The sequence below is a fragment of the Streptococcus vestibularis genome (genome assembly GCF_900636445.1).
GTDB lineage: Bacteria > Bacillota > Bacilli > Lactobacillales > Streptococcaceae > Streptococcus > Streptococcus vestibularis.
Map to the genome: position 1 here is coordinate 155,910 of NZ_LR134275.1, position 26,140 is coordinate 182,049.

The 26,140-nt window shown below is 40.1% G+C and carries 23 protein-coding genes; 17 read left to right on the forward strand and 6 right to left on the reverse strand.

Annotated elements, in window-relative coordinates; genetic code table 11:
- The first annotated feature begins 102 nt into the window (after nucleotides 1–102).
- The 7 genes from EL076_RS00965 (at nucleotide 103) to EL076_RS00990 (ending at nucleotide 9,763) form a co-directional block, all read left to right on the forward strand.
- Nucleotides 103–2,322 carry a RelA/SpoT family protein gene (locus EL076_RS00965; RefSeq protein ID WP_003095154.1) on the forward strand — a complete coding sequence of 740 codons (2,220 nt, stop codon included), beginning with the start codon at nucleotides 103–105 and terminating at the stop codon, nucleotides 2,320–2,322.
- 12 nt (nucleotides 2,323–2,334) lie between these two features.
- Complete coding sequence (dtd, locus tag EL076_RS00970) at nucleotides 2,335–2,778, forward strand: D-aminoacyl-tRNA deacylase (protein WP_003095022.1); 444 nt, start codon at nucleotides 2,335–2,337, stop codon at nucleotides 2,776–2,778.
- Nucleotides 2,779–3,151: 373 nt separating this feature from the next.
- A complete protein-coding gene (locus EL076_RS09915; protein WP_003095079.1) occupies nucleotides 3,152–3,352 on the forward strand; it encodes a hypothetical protein in 201 nt (66 codons plus the stop codon).
- Nucleotides 3,353–3,673: 321 nt separating this feature from the next.
- The gene (gene ilvA / locus EL076_RS00975) at nucleotides 3,674–4,924 is read left to right on the forward strand and encodes a threonine ammonia-lyase IlvA (RefSeq protein WP_126428920.1); all 1,251 of its coding nucleotides are present in this window, start codon (nucleotides 3,674–3,676) and stop codon (nucleotides 4,922–4,924) included.
- A gap of 370 nt (nucleotides 4,925–5,294) precedes the next feature.
- Entirely contained in the window at nucleotides 5,295–7,892 is a 2,598-nt protein-coding gene (locus EL076_RS00980; protein WP_232009658.1) for an SEC10/PgrA surface exclusion domain-containing protein, read from the forward strand.
- Nucleotides 7,893–7,997: 105 nt separating this feature from the next.
- Complete coding sequence (locus EL076_RS00985) at nucleotides 7,998–9,152, forward strand: DUF6287 domain-containing protein (RefSeq protein WP_126428921.1); 1,155 nt, start codon at nucleotides 7,998–8,000, stop codon at nucleotides 9,150–9,152.
- Nucleotides 9,153–9,181: 29 nt separating this feature from the next.
- Entirely contained in the window at nucleotides 9,182–9,763 is a 582-nt protein-coding gene (locus EL076_RS00990) for a hypothetical protein (RefSeq protein WP_126428923.1), read from the forward strand.
- Nucleotides 9,764–9,968: 205 nt separating this feature from the next.
- On the opposite strand, the gene def is transcribed toward EL076_RS00990, so the two are convergent.
- Both def and EL076_RS01000 read right to left on the reverse strand, forming a co-directional pair.
- Entirely contained in the window at nucleotides 9,969–10,583 is a 615-nt protein-coding gene (def, locus tag EL076_RS00995; protein WP_002883663.1) for a peptide deformylase, read from the reverse strand.
- 93 nt (nucleotides 10,584–10,676) lie between these two features.
- Nucleotides 10,677–11,315 (reverse strand): cyclic nucleotide-binding domain-containing protein, encoded by a 639-nt coding sequence (locus tag EL076_RS01000; protein WP_126428925.1) that lies wholly within the window; start codon nucleotides 11,313–11,315, stop codon nucleotides 10,677–10,679.
- Between the two features lie 106 nt (nucleotides 11,316–11,421).
- On the opposite strand from EL076_RS01000, the gene EL076_RS01005 reads away from it, so the two are divergent.
- Both EL076_RS01005 and rpsO read left to right on the forward strand, forming a co-directional pair.
- Nucleotides 11,422–12,585 (forward strand): MFS transporter, encoded by a 1,164-nt coding sequence (locus EL076_RS01005; RefSeq protein WP_126428927.1) that lies wholly within the window; start codon nucleotides 11,422–11,424, stop codon nucleotides 12,583–12,585.
- A gap of 147 nt (nucleotides 12,586–12,732) precedes the next feature.
- Nucleotides 12,733–13,002, forward strand: coding sequence for a 30S ribosomal protein S15 (gene rpsO, locus EL076_RS01010; RefSeq protein ID WP_003098158.1), 270 nt, complete (start codon nucleotides 12,733–12,735; stop codon nucleotides 13,000–13,002).
- Nucleotides 13,003–13,241: 239 nt separating this feature from the next.
- Here the strand turns inward: rpsO and EL076_RS01015 are convergent, their stop codons facing one another.
- Nucleotides 13,242–13,823 (reverse strand): VanZ family protein, encoded by a 582-nt coding sequence (locus EL076_RS01015; protein WP_126428929.1) that lies wholly within the window; start codon nucleotides 13,821–13,823, stop codon nucleotides 13,242–13,244.
- 288 nt (nucleotides 13,824–14,111) lie between these two features.
- Between EL076_RS01015 and EL076_RS01020 the strand changes: the two genes are divergently transcribed.
- Nucleotides 14,112–16,187: an SEC10/PgrA surface exclusion domain-containing protein gene (locus EL076_RS01020; protein WP_126428931.1), complete on the forward strand. Its 2,076-nt coding sequence runs from the start codon at nucleotides 14,112–14,114 to the stop codon at nucleotides 16,185–16,187.
- A gap of 87 nt (nucleotides 16,188–16,274) precedes the next feature.
- Here EL076_RS01020 and EL076_RS01025 read toward each other — a convergent pair whose 3' ends face one another.
- Nucleotides 16,275–17,015 (reverse strand): amino acid ABC transporter ATP-binding protein, encoded by a 741-nt coding sequence (locus EL076_RS01025; protein WP_003098153.1) that lies wholly within the window; start codon nucleotides 17,013–17,015, stop codon nucleotides 16,275–16,277.
- Nucleotides 17,015–18,562 carry an ABC transporter substrate-binding protein/permease gene (locus tag EL076_RS01030; RefSeq protein ID WP_126428933.1) on the reverse strand — a complete coding sequence of 516 codons (1,548 nt, stop codon included), beginning with the start codon at nucleotides 18,560–18,562 and terminating at the stop codon, nucleotides 17,015–17,017. Before EL076_RS01030 ends, EL076_RS01025 begins: the two co-directional genes overlap by 1 nt.
- A gap of 203 nt (nucleotides 18,563–18,765) precedes the next feature.
- Here EL076_RS01030 and EL076_RS01035 point away from each other — a divergent pair, with 203 nt between their 5' ends.
- Nucleotides 18,766–19,620, forward strand: a complete 855-nt coding sequence (locus tag EL076_RS01035) for an undecaprenyl-diphosphate phosphatase (protein ID WP_126428935.1) — start codon at nucleotides 18,766–18,768, stop codon at nucleotides 19,618–19,620.
- Between the two features lie 77 nt (nucleotides 19,621–19,697).
- Here the strand turns inward: EL076_RS01035 and EL076_RS01040 are convergent, their stop codons facing one another.
- Nucleotides 19,698–19,979: a DUF3021 family protein gene (locus EL076_RS01040; protein WP_126428937.1), complete on the reverse strand. Its 282-nt coding sequence runs from the start codon at nucleotides 19,977–19,979 to the stop codon at nucleotides 19,698–19,700.
- Nucleotides 19,980–20,244: 265 nt separating this feature from the next.
- Here EL076_RS01040 and mecA point away from each other — a divergent pair, with 265 nt between their 5' ends.
- From mecA to sufU, 6 genes are all read left to right on the forward strand, one after another.
- A complete protein-coding gene (gene mecA, locus EL076_RS01045) occupies nucleotides 20,245–20,994 on the forward strand; it encodes an adaptor protein MecA (protein WP_126428939.1) in 750 nt (249 codons plus the stop codon).
- A 3-nt stretch (nucleotides 20,995–20,997) separates the two neighbouring features.
- Nucleotides 20,998–22,155, forward strand: a complete 1,158-nt coding sequence (locus tag EL076_RS01050) for a glycosyltransferase family 4 protein (RefSeq protein ID WP_003098132.1) — start codon at nucleotides 20,998–21,000, stop codon at nucleotides 22,153–22,155.
- Between the two features lie 160 nt (nucleotides 22,156–22,315).
- Entirely contained in the window at nucleotides 22,316–23,086 is a 771-nt protein-coding gene (sufC, locus tag EL076_RS01055) for a Fe-S cluster assembly ATPase SufC (protein WP_002883600.1), read from the forward strand.
- A gap of 36 nt (nucleotides 23,087–23,122) precedes the next feature.
- Entirely contained in the window at nucleotides 23,123–24,385 is a 1,263-nt protein-coding gene (gene sufD, locus EL076_RS01060; protein WP_126428941.1) for a Fe-S cluster assembly protein SufD, read from the forward strand.
- 53 nt (nucleotides 24,386–24,438) lie between these two features.
- Nucleotides 24,439–25,671 carry a cysteine desulfurase gene (locus tag EL076_RS01065; RefSeq protein ID WP_064519082.1) on the forward strand — a complete coding sequence of 411 codons (1,233 nt, stop codon included), beginning with the start codon at nucleotides 24,439–24,441 and terminating at the stop codon, nucleotides 25,669–25,671.
- Nucleotides 25,658–26,089 (forward strand): Fe-S cluster assembly sulfur transfer protein SufU, encoded by a 432-nt coding sequence (gene sufU / locus EL076_RS01070; protein WP_003095135.1) that lies wholly within the window; start codon nucleotides 25,658–25,660, stop codon nucleotides 26,087–26,089. The genes EL076_RS01065 and sufU overlap by 14 nt, the downstream gene beginning before the upstream one ends.
- Nucleotides 26,090–26,140 lie beyond the last annotated feature (51 nt).

A 26,140-nucleotide genomic window follows, 5' to 3' on the forward strand; every position in this document is an offset into this window, starting at 1 on the left:
TCAAGTTAGCTCCTTGCGCTTAAGAATTGCCTATCTAGCTCTTTTTCTTTACTTGTAAAAGTGATAAAATAAAGGTTATTAAAAGAAGCGAAGGAAGAAATCATGGCTAAAGATAAAAATGTAACAGGAGAAGAAATTTTAGACATTTGCTCGGCCTACATGTCAGCAGATGATTTGAAATTAGTTGAAGAAGCCTGGCATTATGCGACAGATGCTCATAGTGGGCAATTTCGTCAGTCAGGAGAACCTTATATTATTCACCCTATTCAAGTGGCAGGTATCTTGGCAGATCTCCATCTTGATGCAGTGACAGTAGCCTGTGGTTTCTTACACGATGTCGTTGAAGACACCGAAAAAACGCTCGATGATTTGGAAGCGGATTTTGGTACGGATGTACGAAATATCGTGGACGGTGTTACTAAGCTTGGTAAGGTTGAGTACAAGTCTCACGAGGAGCAGTTGGCTGAAAATCACCGTAAGATGCTTATGGCCATGTCTAAGGATATCCGTGTCATCTTGGTTAAATTGGCCGATCGTTTGCACAATATGCGTACCCTTAAGCATCTTCGTAAGGATAAGCAAGAGCGCATTTCTCGTGAAACTATGGAAATCTATGCTCCTTTGGCCCACCGTCTGGGTATTAGTCGTATCAAATGGGAATTGGAAGATATGTCCTTCCGTTACCTTAACGAGGTAGAATTTTATAAGATTTCCCACATGATGAAGGAAAAGCGTCGCGAGCGTGAGGCACTTGTGGACGAGATTGTCGATAAAATTAAGACTTATACAGCTGAACAAGGGCTTGTCGGTGATGTTTATGGTCGTCCAAAACACATCTACTCTATTTTTCGTAAGATGCGTGACAAGAAGAAACGATTTGATCAGATTTATGATTTGATTGCTATTCGTTGTGTTATGGAGACGCATAGTGATGTTTATGCCATGTTGGGATACATCCATGAGCTCTGGCGTCCGATGCCTGGACGTTTCAAAGACTATATTGCCAATCCTAAATCCAATGGTTATCAGTCTATCCATACGACGGTTTATGGACCTAAAGGGCCTATTGAAATCCAAATCCGTACTAAGGAGATGCACCAAGTTGCCGAATACGGGGTTGCAGCTCACTGGGCTTACAAGAAAGGCATCAAGAGCAAGGTAGATTCGAAAGAGTCTGCTTTGGGAATGAATTGGATTAAGGATCTTGTGGAACTCCAAGATGCCTCGAACGGGGATGCTAAGGGATTTGTTGACTCTGTAAAAGAAGATATCTTCTCAGAGCGAATTTATGTCTTTACACCAAATGGTGCTGTTCAGGAATTGCCTAAAGATTCAGGTCCTATTGACTTTGCCTATGCCATCCATACCCAAGTCGGTGAGAAGGCCACAGGTGCCAAGGTTAATGGTCGTATGGTGCCTCTGACTGCCAAACTCAAGACGGGTGATGTGGTTGAGATTGTCACCAATGCCAATTCCTTTGGTCCTAGTCGAGACTGGATTAAGATGGTCAAAACTACTAAGGCCAGAAATAAAATTCGTCAATTCTTTAAGAATCAAGACAAGGAAGCTTCAATCACCAAGGGTCGTGAGCTTTTGATTGCCTATTTCCAAGAGCATGGCTATATTGCCAATAAGTACCTAGACAAGAAACATATAGAGAAGATCCTTCCTCGTATGAGTGTGCGTAGTGAGGAAGCTCTTTATGCTGCTGTTGGCTTTGGGGAAATTAGTGCTGCTGCTGTTTTCAATCGTCTGACAGAAAAAGAACGCCGTGAGGAAGAGCGTGCTAAGGCAAAAGCTGAAGCTGAAGAGTTAATGAATGGTGGCGAAGTCAAAACTGAGAAGAAAGAAATTCTCAAGGTTAAAAGTGAAAATGGCGTCATCATTCAAGGTGCCTCTGGTCTCCTAATGCGTATTGCTAAGTGCTGTAATCCAGTACCTGGAGATGAGATTGAAGGTTATATCACCAAGGGCCGTGGAATTGCTATTCATCGTTCAGATTGTAATAATATCAAGAGTCAAGAAGGTTATGAGCAACGTTTAATCGAAGTGGAGTGGGATGAACGTAATGCCAATAAATCTTACTTAGCTGAGATTGACATCTATGGCCTTAACCGTTCTGGTCTGTTGAATGATGTTCTTCAAATCTTGTCAAATACGACCAAGAGCATCGCTACGGTCAATGCGCAACCGACTAAGGACATGAAGTTTGCCAATATTCACGTTAGCTTTGAAATTGCAAACCTTATTGAATTGACTGGTCTTGTGGATAAGATTAAAATTATCCCTGACGTTTACAGCGTTAAACGTACGAATGGTTAAGGAGTTACTGCGATGAAGATTGTAATTCAGCGCGTGCAAAGTGCCTCTGTGGTTATTGAGGATTCTACGGTTGGTGCTATCAAGCAGGGCCTCTTACTCTTGGTCGGAGTTGGTCCAGAGGACACCAAAGAGGATCTAGAGTATGCAGTTCGTAAGATTGTCAATATGCGCATTTTTTCAGATGAAGATGGCAAGATGAATCTCTCTGTTAAGGATATTGGTGGTCAGATTTTGTCGGTTTCTCAGTTTACGCTTTTTGCAGATACGAAAAAAGGAAATCGACCGGCATTTACGGGTGCTGCAAAGCCTGACGTGGCTAGCCAGTTCTATGACGATTTCAACCAATCCTTGTCAGCTCATGTTCCTGTAGAAAGGGGACGCTTTGGTGCAGATATGCAGGTTAGCCTGATCAATGATGGACCTGTTACCGTTATCTTGGATACTAAAAATAGATAAATAAATCATTTCTCATTTTGTGTGGGAGATGTTTTTTTATTCTCATCAAATTTAGTATTTTAGGAGCTGAAATGTCATCATTTACTGCTTATTTTTGTCATTTTATATAGAATTAGATAACTGAATATCTAATTAAATTAGAAAATACACTTCTCAAGTTTCTGAAAAGCCTTACCATTCAAGATGAAAAAATTACTATTTACGAGGATTTCCGGAAATTCCCTTGTTTTACAAAAAAGATTAAGTTGACATTAGTTTCATAAGAAAAACCAAGCAAATTTTATGAAACTAAAAATAACTCTAGTTTACAGCATGCAAATACAAATAGTGATAAACTGAAGCGGGACGTCATTCGACATCAGAAACGAAGACGATGACTGTCAACTTGACACTTCAACATGCTTCAGAAATCATCGGTCAAGATAATGTTGACATCACGTTGGCAGCAGGTGCTTCAGCTAAGGTTTCAAACTTGATAGTAGCGTCAGGATGGTTGACAAACAATACAGGTTACTTGGTGACAATCAGTGTCAACGATAAATCAGGTGCAGTCTTGTCTGTTGAGAAGGATTGAAACGTATTCCCACGTTACGGTATCGTAGCAGGTTCACCAACTGATCAAAACAGTATCCTTGTTAAAAATCTTAAGGCTACATTGCTAAAACAGCAAAATCTCATAAGTGGGGAGGACATGTTGTTTCTATCCTTATAGCTATAGTCCTAGCAGGTGCAGCAACCCTTGCAGCTCTTCGTAACTTCTTGATGTCAAAAAAGTTGATAAATAATAAGTAGAACTCTTTGTGTAAACAAGGAGTTTTCTTTATAATGGCTGCTATTTTTTCTTAAAATTGTGATACAATAGAAATAGTTTGAATATTGTGTCAAAGGAGAGCCAATGATTACTGCAAATGATATCGTAAAGGCTAATGAAGTCTTAAAAAACGTGGTGGAACGCACACCACTAGATTTTGATCGCTACTTATCTGAAAAATACGGGGCGACTATTTATATTAAAAAAGAAAATATGCAAAAGGTACGTTCCTTTAAATTGCGTGGAGCCTACTATGCTATCCATCAATTGAGTGACGAGGATAAGGCGCGTGGTGTGGTTTGTGCATCAGCCGGAAACCATGCTCAAGGGGTTGCTTATACTTGTAATGAAATGAAGATTCCTGCAACTATCTTTATGCCAGTAACAACGCCTCACCAAAAAATTGGTCAAGTCCGTTTCTTTGGTGGTAAGTTTGTAACAATCAAATTGGTTGGAGATACCTTTGATGCTTCTGCTCAAGCAGCACAGGAATATACCAAGTCTGAAGGCATGACTTTCATTGATCCATTTGACGATTATAATGTCCAAGCGGGTCAAGGAACTGTTGCTTATGAAATTTATGAGCAGGCTCAAGAGGAAGGTGTTTCTTTTGATAGTATCTTAGTGCCGGTAGGTGGGGGTGGACTCATCTCTGGTGTGGCTACCTATATCAAGGATGTGGCACCGTCTATAGAAGTTATCGGTGTTGAGGCTAGTGGTGCTCGTAGTATGCGTGCTGCTTTTGACCGTGGTTATCCTATTAAACTTGAAGAAATTGATAAGTTTGCGGATGGGATTGCTGTTCAAAAGGTAGGTGTCAAGACCTATGAAGTCGCACGTAAATATGTTGACCGCCTCTTGGGGGTTGATGAAGGATTGATTTCAGAAACCCTAATTGATATGTACTCTAAGGTTGGTACCATTGCAGAACCTGCAGGGGCGGCATCAGTGGCAGCTTTGGAAGTGATCAAAGATGAGATTAAAGGAAAAACCATCGTCTGCATCATTTCAGGTGGTAACAATGACATCAACCGTATGCCAGAGATGGAAGAACGTGCGCTTATCTATGATGGTATCAAGCATTACTTTGTGGTTAACTTCCCACAACGTCCTGGTGCCCTTCGTGAATTTGTAAATGATATCTTGGGACCAAATGATGATATTACTCGTTTTGAGTACATCAAACGTGCTAATAAAGGAAAAGGTCCAGTTCTCATTGGTATAGCTCTTAGTGACAAGAATGACTATGATGGACTTCTCAAGCGTCTCTCTTCCTTTGACCCAAGTTATATCAACCTTCACGGTAACGAAACACTTTACAATATGCTTGTCTGAGGACAGGTTCAGATAATGAAAAAAGAATCGACGAAAGTCGGTTTTTTTGTTTTTATTAAGAATAAAAACAGAATGCTAAAAATAGGTTTAACAAAACAAGGTTATTTAGTCCTATCTATTCATATTTTATTCACTTTAAGAACCCCTTTTTTATTTTTAAATATAAATATTAGATTAGAAAGAAAAAACATAATTGTTTTCTGTAAATAAGACATGAGTAGATAAAGTGTTATAATATGAACATTTTGAACGTTTAAAACATCTTAAAAAGGCTATTAAATTTTTAAAAAAATACCCAAAAAAGTCTTGACAAATTTTCGGGGGGGGGGGGGGATAATTAGTGGGGTATTTTAATTAATGGGGTATTAATATGAAAAAAAAGGAGTCTATGATGAATTCTAAGAAAATCATCTCTTCAGTGTCTTTAACGACAGCCATCCTTGCAACAGGGATCATTAGTCAAGAAGCACATGCTGATAGTGTTGATACTACTACGACAACTGTCAGTCAGGCACAGTCCCAACCAGTTACTGCAGAGCAAGTTGCATCTGCAAAAGCAAGTTATGATACGAATCAAGAAGCTCAAGCACAAGCCCAGTCTGTGGTTGACAGTAAAAAGCAGGCTCTAGAGACTGCTAAAGCAAATACTACAGCAGCACAAGATGCTGTTGCACAAGCAGAAACAGTTACAGCACAAGCGACAGAAGTTAATATTCAGAGTGCTAAAGAGGCTATCCCAACAGCTGAAGCTAAAGTACAGCCTGCTAAAGAAACTGTTGAAACGGCAAAAACAGATGTAACTACAAAAGAAGCTAATCAGTCGCAAGCCCAAGCAGCCGTTAATGAAGCGCAAGGTAATGTGAATCAAGCTCAGAAAGCAGTTGCAGAAGCGACACAGATTCAGTCTGAGAAACAAACCGCGGTTGATACAAGTGCTAAAGAAGTTGAAACAGCTAAACAAGGTGTCGTCGATGCACAAGCTACAGTGGCTGAGAAGACCGATAAAGTATCACAAGCTGGACAGACCGTTGAAACAGCCAAACAAAATGACGTCAACCTTGACGCTGATACAAAAGAAGCTGAAATCAATGTTGAAAAAGCAGACCAAGCCGCACAAGTTGCAAAAAGTGAAGTTGCTACAGCAAAAGCAAAAGCTGACGAAACAGCGCAAGCCCTTAAAGACGCAGAATTCAATCACCCAACACATGTTGTAATGTCTGATGAATTCAAACAACACTTTAAGCAATACGCATTTGGGTCAATGTCTGATGAGGCCTTAGAAAAAGCTATTGCATCAGAACCAGCGTCACGCGATTTGAACACAGCATACTTATCAACATTTACAGACGACACAACAGGTCAAAAGTATGATGTAACGAATCTCCCAATTGAATTACAAACAGAATTGAGCCAATATTTTGCATATTTGGTTAATGATGTTCGCCAACAACTTGGACAACCAAAACTTGTTGTAAATACCGATGCTATTAAATTTGCAACGTTAGTAGCTGAAAAATATGATAAAAATCATGACCCATTTAGTGGACATGATAACAAAGCTATTAATGAAGCCGCAAAAGAAATGGGATACTGGTATAATCGTAAAAATAAATCTAATGCTTACGAAAACTTAGCTGGTAACAGCCCAGATTCAGCATATGATTTAGATTCTAATGGTAATAGTACATATAAGATTGGTGATAAAGTTGAGTTAACTAAATCAGAATTATATAAATTAGTTGCTGAAAATGTAAATGGCTTTATTTATGAAGGTAGTTCAAATGGTCATTATGGTCACGCTATTTCATTAGTAAAACAGCCATCATTAGGTATTGCATTCACATTGAGTCATACTGATTTCGGATTCGGTACAGTTCCGATGATTGAAACCCATGTGTTATATACACCGGTGCATGACCTTGTCAACTTTGATAAGAAATTACTTGATGAAAGCAAGAATGTACCTGATTTGAAAATCCCAGATAAGCAAGCTGCAGAAGTTGCCGACCGAGCAGCACAAGCAGCCTTGGTAACAGCAACAGCGCAAGCACAAGCAGCACAAACACGTTTTGAACAAGCGAAAGCTACATACGATGCATTGGTAGCAACACCACGTCAAACAGCTGACGCAGAAGCTAAATTGGCAACCGCAAAAGCTGAATTGGCAAATGCCCAAACAGCGCTTGAAACAGCTGAAAACACATTGGCAACAGTGACAGCGTCATATGCTGATAAAGTAGCAGCTTTGGATATGGCAAAAGCATCACGCGATGAAGCTGTAAACGCTTTGACAGCCGCACAAAGCAAATTAGATGCAGCTAATGATGAATTGGCACAACGTGAAACAGCAACAACAGTAGCAAAAGCAAAACTAGCTGAACTTGAACAAGCAGTAATAGATGCAAAAGCTACTTATGAGCAACTTGTGAAAGCTAAAGATAATCTTGAAACCGCTCGACAAGCTTATACCCAAGCGGTGACAGCACAAGAAGCTGCTCAAGCTGCCTATGACAAAGCAATGGTAGTGTTAACGAATGCAAAAGCTCAAACGGCATTGAGTGGCACTAAGTATACTAACTTGAAAGTTGCCTATGATGCTCGTATTGCTTATGAAGAGGCTCAAAGAAAGTCAAAAGAAGAAGTGCTACGCCGACAAGCTGAGAGTGATGCTAAAGCTAAACAAGTAAGACAGGATGTGAATGGTACCCAGTCTAATCGTGTGAACTCAAATACACATGTTGGACTTCCGGAATTTATATCTTCAACAAATGAAGTTAAAACAACATCATTCTCTGCAGCCCAAGTAGCAACAGCAGAGGCGACACAAGCAGTCGTAAACCGTCGTGGTACGACTGACTATCAAGCGCCACTCCCACAAACTGGTGAATCTGATACAGCAGTCTATCTTTTAGCGGGACTAGGTATGCTTGGACTTTCGGGTGTGACAGCTCGTAAACGTCGTGGATAAAGTTGACTTTGACTGCTAAAGGTTTGAAAGCTGAATTAACCAAAGAAAAATAATAAAAGAGGAACTACCTAGATTGTGCTAGGTAGTTCCTTTTGAAAGGGTATTATGAAAAAGAAATTATTAAGTTTTGTATTGTTGTCTAGTCTGTTGCCACTTGTCGCCTGCCAGAAGCTACCAACATCACAGTCGAAAACAAAAAATTCTACTTCAACAACCTCTCAAGTGAAAGAGTCACAAAATGAGACTCCTTCAACCTCAAGTAGTGCTAGTAAAAAAGCAGATAACGAAAAACTCTATGCATCTGTTTTAGATATGTATCGTCCGATTATTGTGAATAAAAGTGTATCTTCTGTTCCTAGTAGTTTAGCAACTGATGAAGCTTATGCAACTAATATTATTTTTGATGCAGTTAATGCGGGGGAAACTATTCAATATAGTTTTGCTGATATTAATAAGGATGGTAAGGATGAACTTCTAATTGGGTCTCCTGAAAGAGTACACGCTATTTATTATCTTAATAATACGGATCAGCCTGTGTTTGCTATTAGTGCTGGGACTTATGCTAAGGGTGGTTATTTGTCTGATATGAAGATTTATAGTGATGGTACCATCTACTGCCAACAATTTCAGAGAATGAGACCAGAAGCTAAGGCAGAAACTTATGAAATTAAGAATGGAGCTTTCAATCAGACACAGTCTGTTGACTTTAGTATGGCAGATACAAAAGATGGCACAAGTCTAGTTGGTCTTAATGGTGCTAGTTTATTTGAACTAGGTCAAGAGTCATGGAAAGATTTTAGTGTTTCCAATGACAGTCAAACTAGTACAAATGAAGCTAAGAATGACTCTAGTAGTAAAGAGAGTAGTTCAAGTAAATCTGATGCTAAACAGTCCGGTATGGATATTAATGCTATTCAAAGAGGTGATTTCTCTAGTGTTGCTGGGACTTGGAAAAATGGTAGAGGTGACACCTTGACTTTTGATAATAACGGTCTGGTTAGTGATAAAGAGAGGGTAACGACTGAATATGCGAAATTTACAGATGGCTACCTCACTGCAAGTACTGGTCCAAAATCAGGCGTAGGACCTGGTGGCGCAGCTATGGCATTTCTTCCTATAGGTGTATCCTTAACGAGTGCTGTTACCTCATCAAATGATAACGTAGATGACCAATCAGACAAAAACAAGGACCGTATATGGACCGGTCAGTCGCTAATTGGCACAACTGATGATAGTTATTTTTATTATAAAGTAAACTAATCTTGTTAATATATATTAGAGGTTAAAATATGAAGCAATTTGGCAAATGGCTGTTGGTTGTTGTAGTGACGATCATAGCTTTGAAATATACTTATGGTTTTCTTTACAATGTTTTTCAGCCATTTAGTGATTTTTTGATTACACATCTATCTTTTCCTAATTGGTTGGCAAATTTCCTAGGTGGAACCTTTCATACTAGTATCTATGTACTTGCTGTTTGGTGGTTTTCTGGCATCCTTGGTCTGATTCCTCGTCTTGGTCAGTTCATTGAAAAGTATGGTTGGGTAGTTTTTATTCTTTCTTGGTTAGGTATTAGTGCAACAGTAATTATTGCCCTCCTGGTTCTTGCAGCTATAGCTATTTGTTATTTATTCTCAGAAACAATGAATGAGCCAAGCGAAAGTATCACGATCTCGGGTGGTGGTATGGATACTTCTGTTCAGAATGATATTCGCCGTCAAGATGAAAGAAACAAGGCTCTGGATGAACGTGACCGTATTGAAAGAGGTTTAATGCATCAGAAACGTTGTGCGGAACGTGCGGGAAACCAAGCAGATGTACGATTTTGTCAGGATGCAATAGATTATAATCGGAAGAATTCTCCTCGTTGAGTGGGAACGTCTTTCGGACTTTGACCCAAGTTACATTAATCTTCACGGTAATGAAACACTTTACAATATGCTTGTCTGAGGACAGGTTCAGATAATGAAAAAAGAATCGACGAAAGTCGGTTCTTTTCTACTTTGACTTAGCTATAAAGTGGCACTAAGGCTTTATCTTCAAACTAAAACCCCAGTATTTCTACTGAGGCTTTCTTTATTCGATAATTAAGAGTCCATCTTTAATGGCGAATGGATTGTCTTTATTGATGCGGTCGTAGAACATAATACCGTTAGTATGGTCGATTTCATGTTGAACAACGATTGAGTTGTAACCACGGAGTTTAACACGTTGCTTTTCGCCCTCTTTGTTGAAATATTCAACAGTTACTCGAGCATGACGAACCACGTAACCAGGAACGTCGCGGTCAACTGAGAGACACCCTTCTCCATCACCCAAAGCAGCATCCTGAACAGAATGGGCAACTACTTTAGGGTTGTACATGATTTCTTGAAGGCTATATGCTTCTTTTGGTGGGTTACCTTCAGCGTCTTCAGGGTTTGGAACGAGAACAGCGATAATGCGTTTTGAAATATCTAATTGAGGGGCTGCAAGACCGACTCCCCCACGAAGCCCCATTTTTTCGGCAATAACAGGATCTTGTGAGTTACGAAGAAACTGCATCATTTTTTCGCCTAGGATAATGTCTTCGTCTGATAGTGGGAAGGTTACATCTTCAGCGACAGCACGCAAGGTTGGATTTCCTTCGCGAATGATATCATTCATATCAATCATATGGCTGGCGCGGATAATTTTGGTTTGAGCATCCATTTGTTTACCTCTATTTTCTTTGATTTACTTGTTTATAACTATAGCACAAAAGGGTTGAAAATTAAACCATCAAGGGTTAAAGTGAGGCTTTTTCTAATCGATAAAAGCCAGTTTTTCCAAGGTTTGTCTCTCTAAAATACGATAGGTCTTAAAAGCCTCTTTTTCGATAGTCCCCTGATCGATAAATTGTTTGATAACTCGCTGTACATGACGATAGCTAGTCCCAAAACGGGAAGCTAAAATGGAAGGCGATAATTGAAAGATATTCTCTTCTTCACTATTCAAAATATGGGTGGCCAGACGCTCTTTGACAGAGTAACTAGCATTCGTTGAGGCAGTGATACCTTGCTTATGCAGTGCCATAGCTAGGTTACGTCCAATTTGGTAGAGAAAAACAGGGTCTTTGAGGAGTGCTTCCTTATTATTTAATGGGAGCTGAACTGCTTGAACTTCTTCTAAAGCAATGACTGAAGAACCCGCTAATTGATTGGTCATGAGTTCAATATCTCCCAGTAGCTGTGGTTGTTGAGGCATTTCTAGGATGTGTTCTTTACCATTGGACAGGGAGCGAACAATTTTTACCCTACCTGATAAAATGTAGGTCAGCTCAGTGATAGCTTGTCCCTGAGTGCAAATGTAATCGCCTTTTTGAAAGGTGACTTTCTGTAATTGGCTGAGATAGGAGGCTGAGAAGACTTGTTCAAGTTGAGGGTGAATAGTGTGGTTACGCATACATCTCCTTTTTAGGACTTAGGTCCTATTTTTTTATCTCTTCTTAGATTATAATGAAAAAATAACTATCGGACAAGTAAAGAAAGGATGCTCTTATCCCTATATTATGATTATGACAAAGATTTTAGAAAAAATGAGCCTACTCGGGTTATCTTTGCTTTTGATTTCGGCCTTCTCGATTTCAACCGCTCTACCACCTATGTTGGACTACTATAGTCCAACCTATTCTGCGGCTCAGGTGGAGCTTTTAGTATCTGTTCCTTCATTTTCCGTAGTAGCGATGCTCTTGCTTAATTCATTTATTGACAAATGGCTAAGTGATAGACAGCTAATTGTGACTGGATTGCTTTTACTTAGTAGTGCTGGGATTTTTCCTTTTTTTGTACAAGCCTATCCTCTTGTCTTACTGTCACGTATTGCTTTTGGGATGGGGATTGGCCTTATCAATGCTAAGGCGATTGCCATCATCAGCCAACGTTATCAAGGTAAAGAGCGGGTTCAGATGTTAGGTATTCGTGGCTCCATGGAGTTGATTGGTGGAGCTTCTTGTTCCCTTTTGGTTGGACAATTACTGAAAATTCATTGGACACTTGCTTTTCTTATCTACGGTTTTGGTTTTATCATCCTAGCTATGTACCTTCTCTTTGTACCACCGATGGAGCAGGTAGAGAAGGAAGAGGTACAAAAAAGTAAACAAGGTTTGAATAAAAAAGATTTTGCTATGATTTTAGGCATGGCCCTCTTGGCAGGTTTTGTGATTTGCATTAATTCATCGATTAGTTTGCGCGTGCCTCTTTTTCAAGTTGATGGTAAGACCATTGTAAGTGGTCAATCAGCTCTGGTCCTTAGTTTGGAGCAGGGCATTGGGATTGTAGCTGGACTTAGCTTTGCTTCATTACTAGCTCACATTAAGAACCGTCTCTTGCCGATGGCCCTGTTTTGCCTATCTATCTGTCTATTTGGAATAGCTCTGGCTAACAACTTGCTGATATTGATTTTGTCTTCTGTTGGTGTTGGTTTCTTTTACAGTATTATTTTGACCATTATCTTTCATCGTCTTTCTGAATGTATTGCTAGAAATTTGCTGAATAAGGCGACTGCTTATGTCCTCTTAGGATGCAACCTAGGCTCAGCCGTATCCCCTTATGTTTTGAAATTGCTGGCACTTGTCTCTTCAAGCTTTAGTTGGATTTTCCTAGCTTATGCTATAGTCAGTTTTTTACTTTTCTTAGGATTTCTTCTGAATTCAAGAGTGGTTAAAAAAGCCTAAGTTAGAAAGTCTCAAACAGTGAATCTTACGATTGACAAAGATTAGTAGATAAGCTAAAATAAAGAAGTCGGAAAGACAAACCAACTCTTTCTTGGTTTTAGGAGAGCCAATCCTAAGACTCGGATAGAGCAAAAAAAGGAGAAAAATATGGCAATCTCAAAAGAGAAAAAAAATGAACTCATTGCACAATACGCACGTCACGAAGGTGACACTGGTTCAGTAGAGGTTCAAGTTGCTGTCCTTACTTGGGAAATCAACCACCTTAACGACCACATCAAACAACACAAAAAAGACCACGCTACTTACCGTGGTTTGATGAAAAAAATCGGTCACCGTCGTAACTTGTTGGCATACCTTCGCCGCACAGACGTTAACCGTTACCGTGAGTTGATCAGCTCACTTGGACTTCGTCGTTAATTCAAGATACAAGTGCTTAGGCCTTATATCTTGAATACACGAAATTGAAACTGCTCTATGATGGAGCAGTTTTTATTTTTGACTAGGATTTTGGCTCGAGTTCAAAATAGATCGCTGGATTCAGAGAGCTATTATTTTGTCTTTTATTCCGAGTATATAAGACGTCTTCGTTTAATTTTTTGTATTCATCTAAAAAAGTGCTCTAATAAAACCTCCAGATTTAAGTTCTGTAGGTTTTTCTATGTTAAAATTTTTTTGATTAATGTTTGAAACTGAGGGAGTTGATGAATTGCAGTCCCGACAAGTAGACCTAACATATTTAAGACGATATCTCCTAAATCAAATATTCCCAGATGTCCGAAGTATTGGATGGATTCAACGGAGAAAAGGGCGATGAGACAGAGTAGGAGATTACTCATTCGGGAAGAAAAGAGGAGCCCTAGGGGGATGAACATTAATAGGTTCATGATGGGAACAAAGTGGCTGCCCAAGTATAGTTCCTGAGCGAAGGAAAGAGGATTAAGGGATAGCCCTTGGATGCCGATGTTTTTCAAGAAAAGTAGGTAGAAGAGGGAAAGAAAGTAAATGAAGTAAAGTAGGAGAAGTGTTTGTTTTTTTATTTTCCTAGTGAGAAGGAGTTTTAAAAAAGCGTAGACGAAGTACCCCAGTAAAATAATAATGACTAGGTTTAGGAAAACTTGGAAGTAGGGACCGTAATGGGCGATATAATGAACATATTGTTCCAGATGTCCTCTGTAAAACCAGTAAGACAAGCCAAATGAGATGATTCTTAGTAGGATGTTACTCAATACTTTTTCCACTTTTCCCTTCCTTTTGCATATGATGAGTATATATTATATCAAAAAAATGTTTAAAGAAAGTTAAGAAACTGTAACGAAGATTTTATAGAATTGGTGGGTAGGGCAAAATCAAAGGCTAAAAAGGGACTTTGAAACAGCAATTCTACTTTTGACTAATAATTTTTGTAAGCAGGCTATGAAACCTTATAAAATAATTAAATTTAAAAAATTAGAAGATAGCATCCTGTCTTAATACTGTTAAAATATTATGATATGGTAGTGATTTTTAATAAAAAAGGAGTTCGTCTTATGAATAAAAAGGTTTTGGCGACAGCTGGAATTGCAGCACTTGCAGTTTCTACTTCAGTTGCTAAAGCTGATGAGGTAACGACAAATGGTCAAGTCTCAACAACAGCATCAGTATCATCGACAGCTACACAAGCTATCCCAACTCAATCACAAGTAGAAACGGCTAGGGAACAAGCAAATGCTGCAAGTCAAGCGGTATCGCATCAAGAGTCAGTAGTCGCTAATCACGAAGAGACTATCAATCAAGCTAAAGCAAACTTAGCGATTGCAGATGCTAACTTGCAAAAGGCACAAACAGCAACCGATGAAGCAAGTCTAGAAGCCATTGCTGTAGCTCAAGGTCAAGTAACCAGCGCTGAACATGCAGCTGAGAAAAAAGCCCAAGAAGAATTGGAAGCCGCTCAGGCCGCTTATAAGGAAAAAGCTACTGCTATTTCATCTAAAGAAGAGCAATTGACTGCAGATCAAAATGCTGCTAACCAAGCTAAAGCAGCCTATGAAACTGCTCAAACAGTAGCGAATGAAAAGGTAGTCGCTCTTGCTGTTGCTGAAGCAGCTAAGAAAAAAGCAGAAGCTTCAACAACTAATATTCTCCAAAGATTCACAGTATCATCAGAGTACATCAGTGCTCTTAAGATTTATGAGTCAAGAACATCAACTGCAGAAGAAAAATATCAAGCTGAACAAACCTTGAAGGATGTTAACAAACGTGATCGTGAAAACAATAAATACCAAGATAATGAAGCGGATAAAAACATTACAATCAGCGACTTGAACAAGCTTAGTGAAGCTCAAATTACAGATTTGTCATTGTATACTTCAAGCTTGATTAACCAAATCCGTTCAGCTTTTGGTACAACTGAAACGTCTGTATCAAAAGGTAGTGTTATGGCCACAGACCGCGTTACAGATGGCTATGTGGCAGATAACTGGGGTTGGGAATCTATCAGTAACCGTAGACACGATAGTGCTGCTCTTGCCTGTGCTGGTAAGTCATTTAATACTGTAAATATTGGCGAAAATCTTAATACTTGGCAAGGTTTGACAGGACCATTCACTCTTAACGAGATTAAGGAGTATATCTATGAAGCTATGCTTGACTTCATGTTTAATGGTCAGGAGTGGAACCACGCCCGTTCTATTGCTGGACTTACATCTGATGGTGGCGAAACATACATTGGTACTGATCTCAGTGTAGTTGCTGGTGCCTTTAATGTCCACGTAAACAATATCAATGAAAATTCTATCTCTTTTGATAGTAGTTTTGACACAACTAAGATTGCTAACCCTTATGTAGGTAGCCAATCTCAACCATCTTTAAATGCAAATCTAGCAGCTGCAAAAGTAGCTTATGAAACTGCTAAGCAAGCTAACGATCAAGCTCAAAGTGACTTGGCTAGCAAGAAAGTTGCTTCTGAATCAGCAACTCTGAAACTTAAAAATACTCAGTCAGAACTTACAGCTCTTAAAGCAACTGCAAGCAAGTTGGCAGCTGCTCAGACTAACCTTTCTGAAAAACAAGCAGCCTTGAAACAAGCTTTGGCTTTTGCTAAGAATCGTGTAGCCGCCCTTACAAATGCTTCAGCTAACCTAGCTAAGGCTAAAGCAGAACGTGCAATAGCCTTTGCTAAACTTACTGCAGCTAAAGGTGCTCTTTCAACTGAACGTGCGAAACTTGTTGAATTGTCAGCTAAGCGTGATAAATTAATGAGCGAATACACGACTGTTCAAACTGCCTTTGATAACTATATGAAAGCTAAGGCAGACAAAGAACGTCAAACACAATTGTCTAAAGAGTTTGCTAAAATCACATCTAAAGGTCTTACACCAGTGTCAATTTATGATGTAGATGGTAAAGTTGTTGCTCTCACAACACAAGAACAAGCAGCTCAAACTGTAGCTCAAGTTCCTGTAAATTATGGTCAAACAAAAGCTGAGAAACAAGCTCCTGTACAAGAAGCAGATAGTTTGCCAGAAACAGGTGAGTCAACTGCATCAGGATTCAGTCTTGTAGGTCTCTTCATGACACTATTGGCTTTCCTTGGTTTCGTTGACAGACGTACACGTCGTAACTAAGCAAATAGAGACAAAAAAACGGCAGTTGCCGTTTTTTATAACAGAGAATCTAAAAAAGTTAAGGTCGAAACCTTAACTTTTTCGTTTTTAACCCAAGAAACGTTTGAGGAATTCCTTGGTACGTTCTTCTTTAGGATTTTCAAAGATTTGTTCTGGGCTACCTTGTTCAGCGATTACCCCTTTATCCATGAAGATGACACGGTCAGAAACATCACGTGCGAACTCCATTTCATGGGTAACAATAATCATGGTCAAACCAGTTTCAGATAGCTCCTGCATAGTCTTGAGTACTTCCCCTACCATTTCTGGGTCAAGGGCTGAAGTTGGCTCGTCAAATAGGATGGCTTCTGGATCAACAGAGAGGGCACGAGCAATGGCAACACGTTGTTTTTGTCCCCCTGAAAGTTGCTTTGGTTTAGCTTTCCAGTATTGTTCCCCCATACCAACTTTCTCCAAGTTAGCTTTGGCGATACTTTCAGCTTTTTTACGGTCACGTTTGAGAACAGTTGTTTGAGCTACGATAGCATTTTCCAAAACATTAAGGTTTTCAAAGAGGTTGAAAGATTGGAAAACCATACCGAGTCTTTCACGATAGGTAGTGAGGTCGTAACCTTTTTCAAGGACATTGTCTCCATGATAGAGGATTTCACCACCTGAAGGTGACTCGAGTAGGTTAATAGAGCGAAGGAAGGTTGATTTCCCTGAACCTGAAGAACCAATAATTGAGATAACCTCACCCTTTTTGACGCTGAGGGAGATATCTTTGAGGACTTCATTTTTTCCGTATGATTTTTTGAGGTTTTTAATTTCTAAAATCGTCTCAGTCATTAGTGAACCCCTCCTTGTGTGTAAGTATCTTGATCCAAACGGCGTTCTACATAACGCAAGATGCGTGTCACTGTGAAGGTGAGGACAAAGTAGATTGCTGCGATAACAAAGAATGTTTGGAAGTATTGATAAGTTTGGCTTGCAACAGTGTTACCTGCGAAGTAAAGTTCCACAACAGAGATAACGTTCAAAACAGAGGTATCCTTGATATTGATAACGAACTCATTACCAGTAGCTGGCAAGATGTTACGGATAACCTGTGGAAGAACAATCTTACGCATGGTTTGACCGTGGGTAAATCCAAGAGCAGTTGCAGCTTCAAATTGTCCTTTATCTACAGAGAAGATACCACCACGTACGATTTCACTCATGTAGGCTCCGGTGTTGATAGAAACGATGAAGACAGCTGCTAGGGTACGGTCAATGTTGATACCAAAGGCCTGGGCAGTACCGTAGTAGATAACCATAGATTGTACAATCATTGGCGTACCACGGAAAACTTCGATATAGACATTAAGAACCCAACCGAAGAGTTTTTGGAGCAAGGCTACAAATTTATTAGCAGCCTTAGGAGCTGTGCGGTAAACACCAATCATAAGACCGATGAAAGTACCCACAACTGTACCGATAATCGAGATAAGAAGGGTGATTCCTGTACCACGTAAGAATTGTGGCCAGTTCTTAGCGATGATAGTGCTCATCTGACTAAAGAAGTTTCCTTTTTTAGTCTCATCAGTCTTATCTGCAGGTTGGATGTTAATGATGTGATCCATCAGTTTAACACGTTCCTCTTGACTGATTCCAGCAAGGACCTTATTGACTTGTTCCATTTGCTGGCTGTCTCCTTTACGAAGACCGACGGCCAAGGAGACGTCATCGTCTGAAACCTGGAAACCACCATCTTTAAGCGTAATCATCTTATATTTTGAGCTAGCTTCTTCGGCAGTTTTTGCTTCAGGACGCTCTGAAACATAACCATCGATGATACCAGATGCAAGGGCTTGGCGCATAGCACCGAAGTCTCCCATAGCTGTTTGTTTGCTGACGTCTGGGATTTGGTCAATCAAGTTATAGAGATAAACTCCTTGTTGAGCTGTGATTTTAGCATCCTTGAAATCCTTGAGACTCTTAGCGTTGGCATAATCACCATCAGAGCTAACAACCATAACAGGTTCGCTTCGGTAGTAGCTATCTGAAAAGTCAATTTCTTGACGACGTTCAGCTGTTGGACTCATACCTGCGATAATCATATCAATCTTGCTGGAAGTGAGGGCAGGAATCAAACCTGTCCAGGCTGTTTTGACCACCAAGGGTTTCTTACCTTGAGCTTCAGCGATTTTTTTAGCGATTTGCACGTCATAACCGTTGGCATACTGTTTAGTACCTTCGATTGGAACGGCTCCGTTTGAGTCATCGTCCTGCGTCCAGTTGAAAGGTGCATAGGCAGCCTCCATACCGACACGGAGATACTCGTCTGCTTGAGCGCTTGACACTCCACCAAAAACGAGGAGGAGTGCTGTAAAGCAGGCTACAATAATTTTTTTCATTGAAACAATGTCTCCTATAAAATTGTCATTCCTTACTATTTTACAGGAAATTGAGATTGATGACAATAAGTTGATGCTAGAAAAAAACTGTATATCAGGATTGTCTTCAAATACAAGTTGTAATTTGATATAATGAGAAGGACAATTTGGAGCCCTGATCATTTTTGGTGTGATGGGGCTAGCATTTTAAAACGGAGATAATTATGCAAACGGCACAATTTATTATTGAATTACTAAAAGCAGTCTTTCTTGGGATTGTTGAAGGAATCACAGAGTGGTTACCGATTTCATCTACAGGTCACTTGATTTTGGTTAATGAATTCTTGAACTTGAGACAAAGTAAGGATTTCATCGATATGTTTAATATCGTTATCCAACTTGGTGCTATTCTTGCGGTTATGGTCATTTACTTTAAACGTTTGAATCCCTTCCAACCTGGTAAGACGGCACGTGAAGTGCAGTTGACTTGGCAACTTTGGCTTAAGGTGGTCATTGCCTGTATTCCTTCAGCCTTCTTTGGTCTTCTTTTAGATGATTGGATGGAGGCCCACCTCAGTAATTTCTTTGTAGTAGCTATCATGTTGGTGGTCTACGGGATTGCCTTTATTTGGATTGAGGACCGCAATCGACGTGTAGAGCCTAAGGTAACGGATTTGGCACGTATGTCTTACAAGACCGCTTTCTATATTGGCCTCTTCCAAGTCTTGAGTATCATTCCAGGGACTAGTCGTTCAGGTGCTACTATTCTTGGGGGAATCATCGTTGGTACTAGTCGTAGCGTAGCAGCTGACTTTACCTTCTTCCTCGGTATTCCAACGATGTTTGGTTATAGTGGGCTTAAGGCAGTTAAGTATTTTATTGATGGGAACACCTTGACTGGTGGACAAGTGGCCATTCTATTGGTAGCTAGTGTGACAGCCTTTCTTGTCAGCCTATTTGTGATTCGCTTCTTGATGAACTATATTAAGAAACACGATTTCACTGTTTTTGGAAAATACCGTATCGTACTCGGTATCATTGTGCTTTTCTATGGAGCTGTTAAACTTATTTTTGGATAAAAAATTGAAAGGATTTCGATTGAAGTCCTTTTTATCTGGTTTAGAGATTATTTATTGAGAAGTTTTCCAAAGCTAAGCTAAGCTAGTGTCCAAAGGACCAGTCCGCAAGTTAAGAAACCGGAAAGGATTTTCAATAAGTCTACCATATTATGCAAGGGATGCCATCCAGATAAACAGAGGATTGGAAGGATGGTAACATACATGATTGAGAAGTGGAGGAGTGATTGTTGTCGGAGTGTCAAATGGTCATCGTCGTAAATGGGTGCAGTTGCCAGTATGATGGCAAAGATTAATCCTGTAAGAAAGGTAGATTTGTTTACTTGATGAGGTTGTCCTGACAAGTAGAGAAAGAGCGTCAAAAAATTCGTTATTCTTGCAGTATTGCTAGTTCGAAGTCATCCTTTTTTATAGGCAGTCATGGTTGTCACCTCCAACTACATATCCACTTTTATTTTACTCTTTTCTAGGATAGCTGACGGCTATAAATAGGAAAATTCAAATCTTTGCTAGCATTAGAGAATTTTTAGAAAAGCTTCCTAAAATAAGACCTGAACTTGTTCAGAAATTGCTATCTCTTTGCTTTTCTAGTATAATGAAATAACTACTCGTGCGAGGTTTTTACATATGGAAATGAAACAAATAAGCGAGACAACTCTAAAAATCATGATTACCATGGAAGATCTTGAAGAACATGGTATGGAGCTGAAAGATTTCTTAATTCCCCAGGAAAAAACAGAGGAATTTTTCTATACTGTCATGGATGAGTTGGACTTGCCTGATAACTTTAAAAATAGTGGGATGCTGAGCTTCCGTGTCACGCCACGCAAGGATCGTGTGGATGTCTTTGTGACTAAATCAGACCTTAAGGAAGACCTTGATTTCAATGATTTGTCAGATATGGATGACTATTCAGGACTTTCTCCAGAAGAATTCCTCAAAGCTCTTGAGGGTAACTTTATGGACAAGGGAGATATTGAAGCTCACCATAAGCTCGAAGAGATTGAAAAGGCCTTGGAAGAGGTTGATAAGACTATGACAGAGCCGGCTAAGGAAGTGGCTGAGGAAGCTATTCGTGAAGATTATACTCACTATGTCTTGGCTTTCTCTGACTTTGATCAAGTAGTAACCTTTACGCAAGGTTTGAAGGATGTGCCAGTGGAAGGTTCTGAACTTTATAAACTTGGTGATATCTACTATATGACTATCCTTCTTTACTTGGCTGATGAGCCTGACTATTACGCGAACAATATGTATGCGCGTTTTCTTGAATATGCGAATGTGGCAGACCGAACACGTCCCTATCTACAAGAGCATGCAACAATCTTGATGGAAGAGGACGCCTTATCGGTATTACAAGCAACGAAATGGAGCTAGGACATGCCTTGGACCATTAATTATATCTTTGTCTTGATTGGGACATTTTTGATTGCCATTGTGGGAACTCCACTGGTGCGCTCTTTGGCCTTTCGAGTCGGAGCGGTTGATCATCCAAATGCAAGACGTATCAATAAAAAGCCAATGCCGAGTGCTGGTGGTCTAGCTATTTTCTTGGCCTTTGTACTGGCGACCTTGGTATTTATGCCTATGATTATTCAGAAGGATGTCTGGCATATTTCTTATTTAAGATACATCCTACCGGTTGTTGTGGGTGGTGCTATTGTGGCATTGACAGGTTTCATTGATGATATCTTTGAATTAAAACCTTTGCCTAAGATGCTCGGTATTGTTATGGGAGCTGTCATTGTTTGGGCTTTTACGGATTTTCGATTTGATAGCTTTAAGATACCTTTTGGCGGGCCCATGATTCAGTTTGGACCAGTCTTGACCTTGATTCTAACAGTGTTATGGATTGCGGCTATCACCAATGCCATTAATCTGATTGATGGTTTGGATGGATTGGTTGGAGGAGTTTCTATCATTTCCCTGATGACTATGGGGGTGATTTCTTATTTCTTCCTCTATGATACTGATATTTTTTTGACCATGACCATCTTTGTCTTAGTGGCTGCCATTATGGGATTTTTCCCTTACAATTATCATCCAGCGATTATCTATCTAGGTGATACAGGGGCGCTCTTTATTGGCTTTATGATTGGTGTCTTGTCATTACAAGGGTTGAAAAATGCGACAGCAGTGGCTATTTTGTCACCTGTTATTATCCTTGGAGTGCCTATTGTTGACACAGTGGTGGCTATTGTCCGCCGTAAGTTGTCAGGGCGCTCAGCTATGGAAGCTGATAAGATGCATTTGCATCATCGTCTTTTAGCTATGGGGTTCACTCATCGAGGAGCAGTTCTGGTGGTTTATGCCATCGCTATCCTCTTTTCATTGATTGCCCTCTTATTAAATGTTTCCAGTCGTCTCGGTGGTATTCTCTTACTTCTGAGTTTGATTTTGGGAATGGAAATTCTGATTGAAGGGCTTGAGATTTGGGGCGTTGGTCGAACACCTCTCTTCAATTTCCTAAAATTTATCGGGAATAGTGATTATCGCCAAGCAATCATGTTGAAATGGAAGCAAGGTCGAAAAAAATAAACATTTGAAAAGCCAAGCAATGGCTTTTTTGTTATAATGATTCTAATTAAGGAAAATGGAAGTTCTCTTTTTATTTTCCAGAAAATAGCAAGACTATTTTCAAAAATAATGCAAATTAGCGAGCACCTGCTTGCTGTATATATGGAAAAAGGAGTATACAATGTCTGTACTTGAAATCAAAAATCTTCATGTTTCTGTTGAAGATAAAGAAATCTTGAAGGGTCTTAATTTGACTCTTAAAACTGGTGAGATTGCTGCTATTATGGGTCCTAACGGAACTGGTAAATCTACCCTTTCGGCTGCTATCATGGGTAACCCAAATTATGAAATCACAGAAGGGGACATCCTTTTTGATGGTGAAAGTATCCTTGACTTGGAAGTTGATGAACGTGCACGCCTAGGTCTTTTCCTTGCTATGCAATATCCAGCTGAAATCCCAGGGATTACAAATGCTGAGTTTATCCGTGCGGCTATGAATGCTGGTAAAGAAGATGACGAAAAGATTTCTGTCCTTGATTTCATCACTAAATTGGATGAAAAGATGGAATTACTTGGTATGCGTGAAGAAATGGCTGAGCGTTACCTTAACGAAGGTTTCTCAGGTGGTGAGAAGAAACGTAACGAAATTCTTCAGTTGCTTATGTTGGAACCTAAGTTTGCTCTTCTTGACGAGATTGACTCAGGTCTTGATATTGATGCTCTTAAAGTGGTTTCAAAAGGGGTTAACGCTATGCGTGGTGAAGGCTTTGGTGCTATGATTATCACTCACTATCAACGTCTCTTGAACTACATCACTCCAGATGTTGTACACGTAATGATGGAAGGTAAAGTGGTTCTTTCAGGTGGCCCTGAATTGGCTGCTCGTCTTGAGCAAGAAGGTTATGCGAAAATCGCTGAAGAGCTCGGTTACGAGTACCACGAAGAAGCGTAAGTCTGTTACTCGAAATAACTAGAAAAGGAGTAACCTATGTTAAAAGAATCTATTATCGCTTTTTCACAAGCAAAAGCAGAGCCACTCTGGTTGCAAGACCTTCGTCAAGCAGCTTTTGATAAGCTTGACAGCTTGGCTCTTCCGAAAATTGAGCGTGTTAAATTCCACCGTTGGAACCTAGGCGATGGAACGATTGCTGAAAATGAACCATCAGCAAATGTGCCTGACTTTACAGCGCTTGGAAACAATCCTAAGTTGGTTCAAGTAGGAACAAATACTGTTCTTGAACAATTGCCAGCTGACTTGATTAGCCAAGGTGTGGTCTTCACAGACCTTACGACTGCTCTTGAAGAAATCCCAGAAGTCGTTGAATCCTTCTTTGGTAAGGCTGTAGCCTACGATGAGGATAAATTAGCAGCTTATAACTATGCCTATTTCAATAGTGCAGCGGTTCTTTATGTACCAGATAATGTTGAAATTGACTTGCCAGTTGAAAGCTATTTTTACCAAGATGGAACTTCAAATGTGCCCTTTAACAAGCACGTTTTGATTGTAGCTGGTAAAAACAGTAAATTGACTTACCTTGAGCGTTTTGAAACGCTAGGTGAAGCTACTGAAAAAGCTAGTGCCAACATTTCTGTGGAAGTTATTGCTCAAGATGGTGCACAAGTTAAGTTTGCGGCTATTGACCGTTTGGGTGAAAATGTCACAACTTATATTAGTCGTCGTGGCCGTATTGGTCGTGATGCAAGCATTGACTGGGCTCTCGGCATCATGAACGAGGGCAATGTTATTGCTGACTTTGATAGCGACTTGATTGGCAATGGAAGTCATGCCAACCTTAAAGTTATTGGTCTATCATCAGGTCGTCAGGTGCAAGGGATTGATACTCGTGTGACTAACTATGGTAACAACTCTGTGGGACATATCCTACAACATGGTGTTATTTTGGAACGCGGTACTTTGACCTTCAATGGTATTGGTCACATTGTCAAAGGTGCTAAGGGTGCTGATGCACAACAAGAAAGCCGTGTGCTTATGCTTTCTGATAAAGCCCGTTCAGATGCGAACCCAATCCTTTTGATTGATGAAAATGAAGTTACAGCAGGACACGCTGCTTCAATCGGTCAGGTGGATCCAGAGGATATGTACTACCTTATGAGTCGTGGACTTGATCAAGACACTGCAGAACGCTTGGTTATTCGCGGTTTCTTGGGAGCAGTTATCACTGAAATCCCAGTTAAGGAAGTGCGTGATGAGATGATTTCTGTAACTGATACAAAACTAAACAAACGTTAGGAACTATCGACGCAGATAGTCTAACCTATGATATATCTAGATAGGGAGATAAGATGTCAGCTTTAGATGCCTATAAGATTCGACAAGATTTTGCCATTTTAGATCAGGTAGTTAATGATGAACCTTTGGTATACTTGGATAATGCAGCAACGACCCAGAAGCCTCAAGTAGTTTTGGACGCTCTCATGACCTACTATCATGAGGACAATGCCAATGTTCACCGTGGTGTGCATACTTTGGCTGAGCGTGCAACAGCTGCTTACGAAGCTAGTCGTGAAAAGTTTCGTCAGTTTATCAATGCGAAATCAACCAAAGAGGTCCTCTTTACACGTGGAACGACAACTGGTCTTAACTGGGTTGGTCGTTTTGCAGAGCAGGTTCTTGAGCCAGGAGATGAGGTGGTTATTTCAATTATGGAACACCACTCTAATATCATACCTTGGCAGGAAGCTTGTAAGAAGGCGAGGGCTAAACTTGTATATGCCTACTTGAAAGATGGCCAATTGGATATGGAAGATTTGGCCAACAAGATTACTGAAAAGACAAAATTTGTCAGCCTAGCTCAGGTTTCTAACGTTTTAGGCTGCATCAATCCTGTCAAAGAAATTGCCAAGCTTGCCCACCAAGTTGGTGCCTATATGGTGGTGGATGGTGCCCAATCGGCGCCCCACATGGCCATTGATGTACAGGATTTGGATTGTGATTTCTTCACCCTTTCTGGACATAAGATGTTAGGTCCAACAGGGATTGGGGTCCTCTATGGCAAAGAAGAAATTCTCAACCAGATGAATCCTATCGAATTTGGTGGTGAGATGATTGATTTTGTTTATGAACAAGAAGCCACTTGGAAGGAACTACCTTGGAAATTTGAGGCTGGTACACCTAACATTGCGGGGGCTATTGCTCTTGGAGCTGCTGTAGACTACCTCTCTGCTTTAGGTATGGGAAATGTTCATGCTTACGAGCAGGAGTTAGTAGACTATGTATTGCCTAAACTTCAAGCGATTGAGGGATTGACAGTCTACGGTCCAGAGGATCCTAGCCAGCATGCAGGTGTTATTGCCTTTAATATTGACGGGCTTCATCCTCATGATGTGGCGACAGCTCTTGACTATGAAGGAGTGGCAGTACGTGCGGGTCACCACTGTGCTCAGCCTTTAATTAATCATTTAGGAATCTCATCAGCTGCCCGAGCAAGCTTCTATATTTACAATACCAAAGAGGATTGTGACAAGTTTGTAGAGGCAATTCTTGCGACGAAGGAGTTTTTCAATGGCACTCTCTAGACTAGATAGTTTATATATGGCTGTTGTGGCCGATCACTCTAAGAGCCCTCACCATCATGGTGTTATACCTGATGTGGAGCAACTTCAACTGAATAATCCGACTTGTGGAGATGTTATCAATCTGTCAGTCAAATTTGATGGTGACGTGATTGAAGACATTGCCTTTGCTGGAGATGGTTGTACCATTTCTACAGCGTCATCAAGTATGATGACGGATGCTGTTATTGGAAAAACCAAGGCAGAGGCTTTGGAACTAGCGGAGATTTTCTCTCTTATGATTCAAGGAGATCATAAAGATGAAGATAAGCTAGGCGAAGCCAAGCTCTTGGCGGGGGTTTCTAAATTTCCACAACGTATCAAATGTGCAACTCTCTCTTGGAATGCCCTTAAAAAGGCTATAGAGAGAAGTGAGCTTTAGGAAGTCAAGGGGCAGTCAGTCTCCTTGCCCAAGCAAAAAGGAAAACAAATC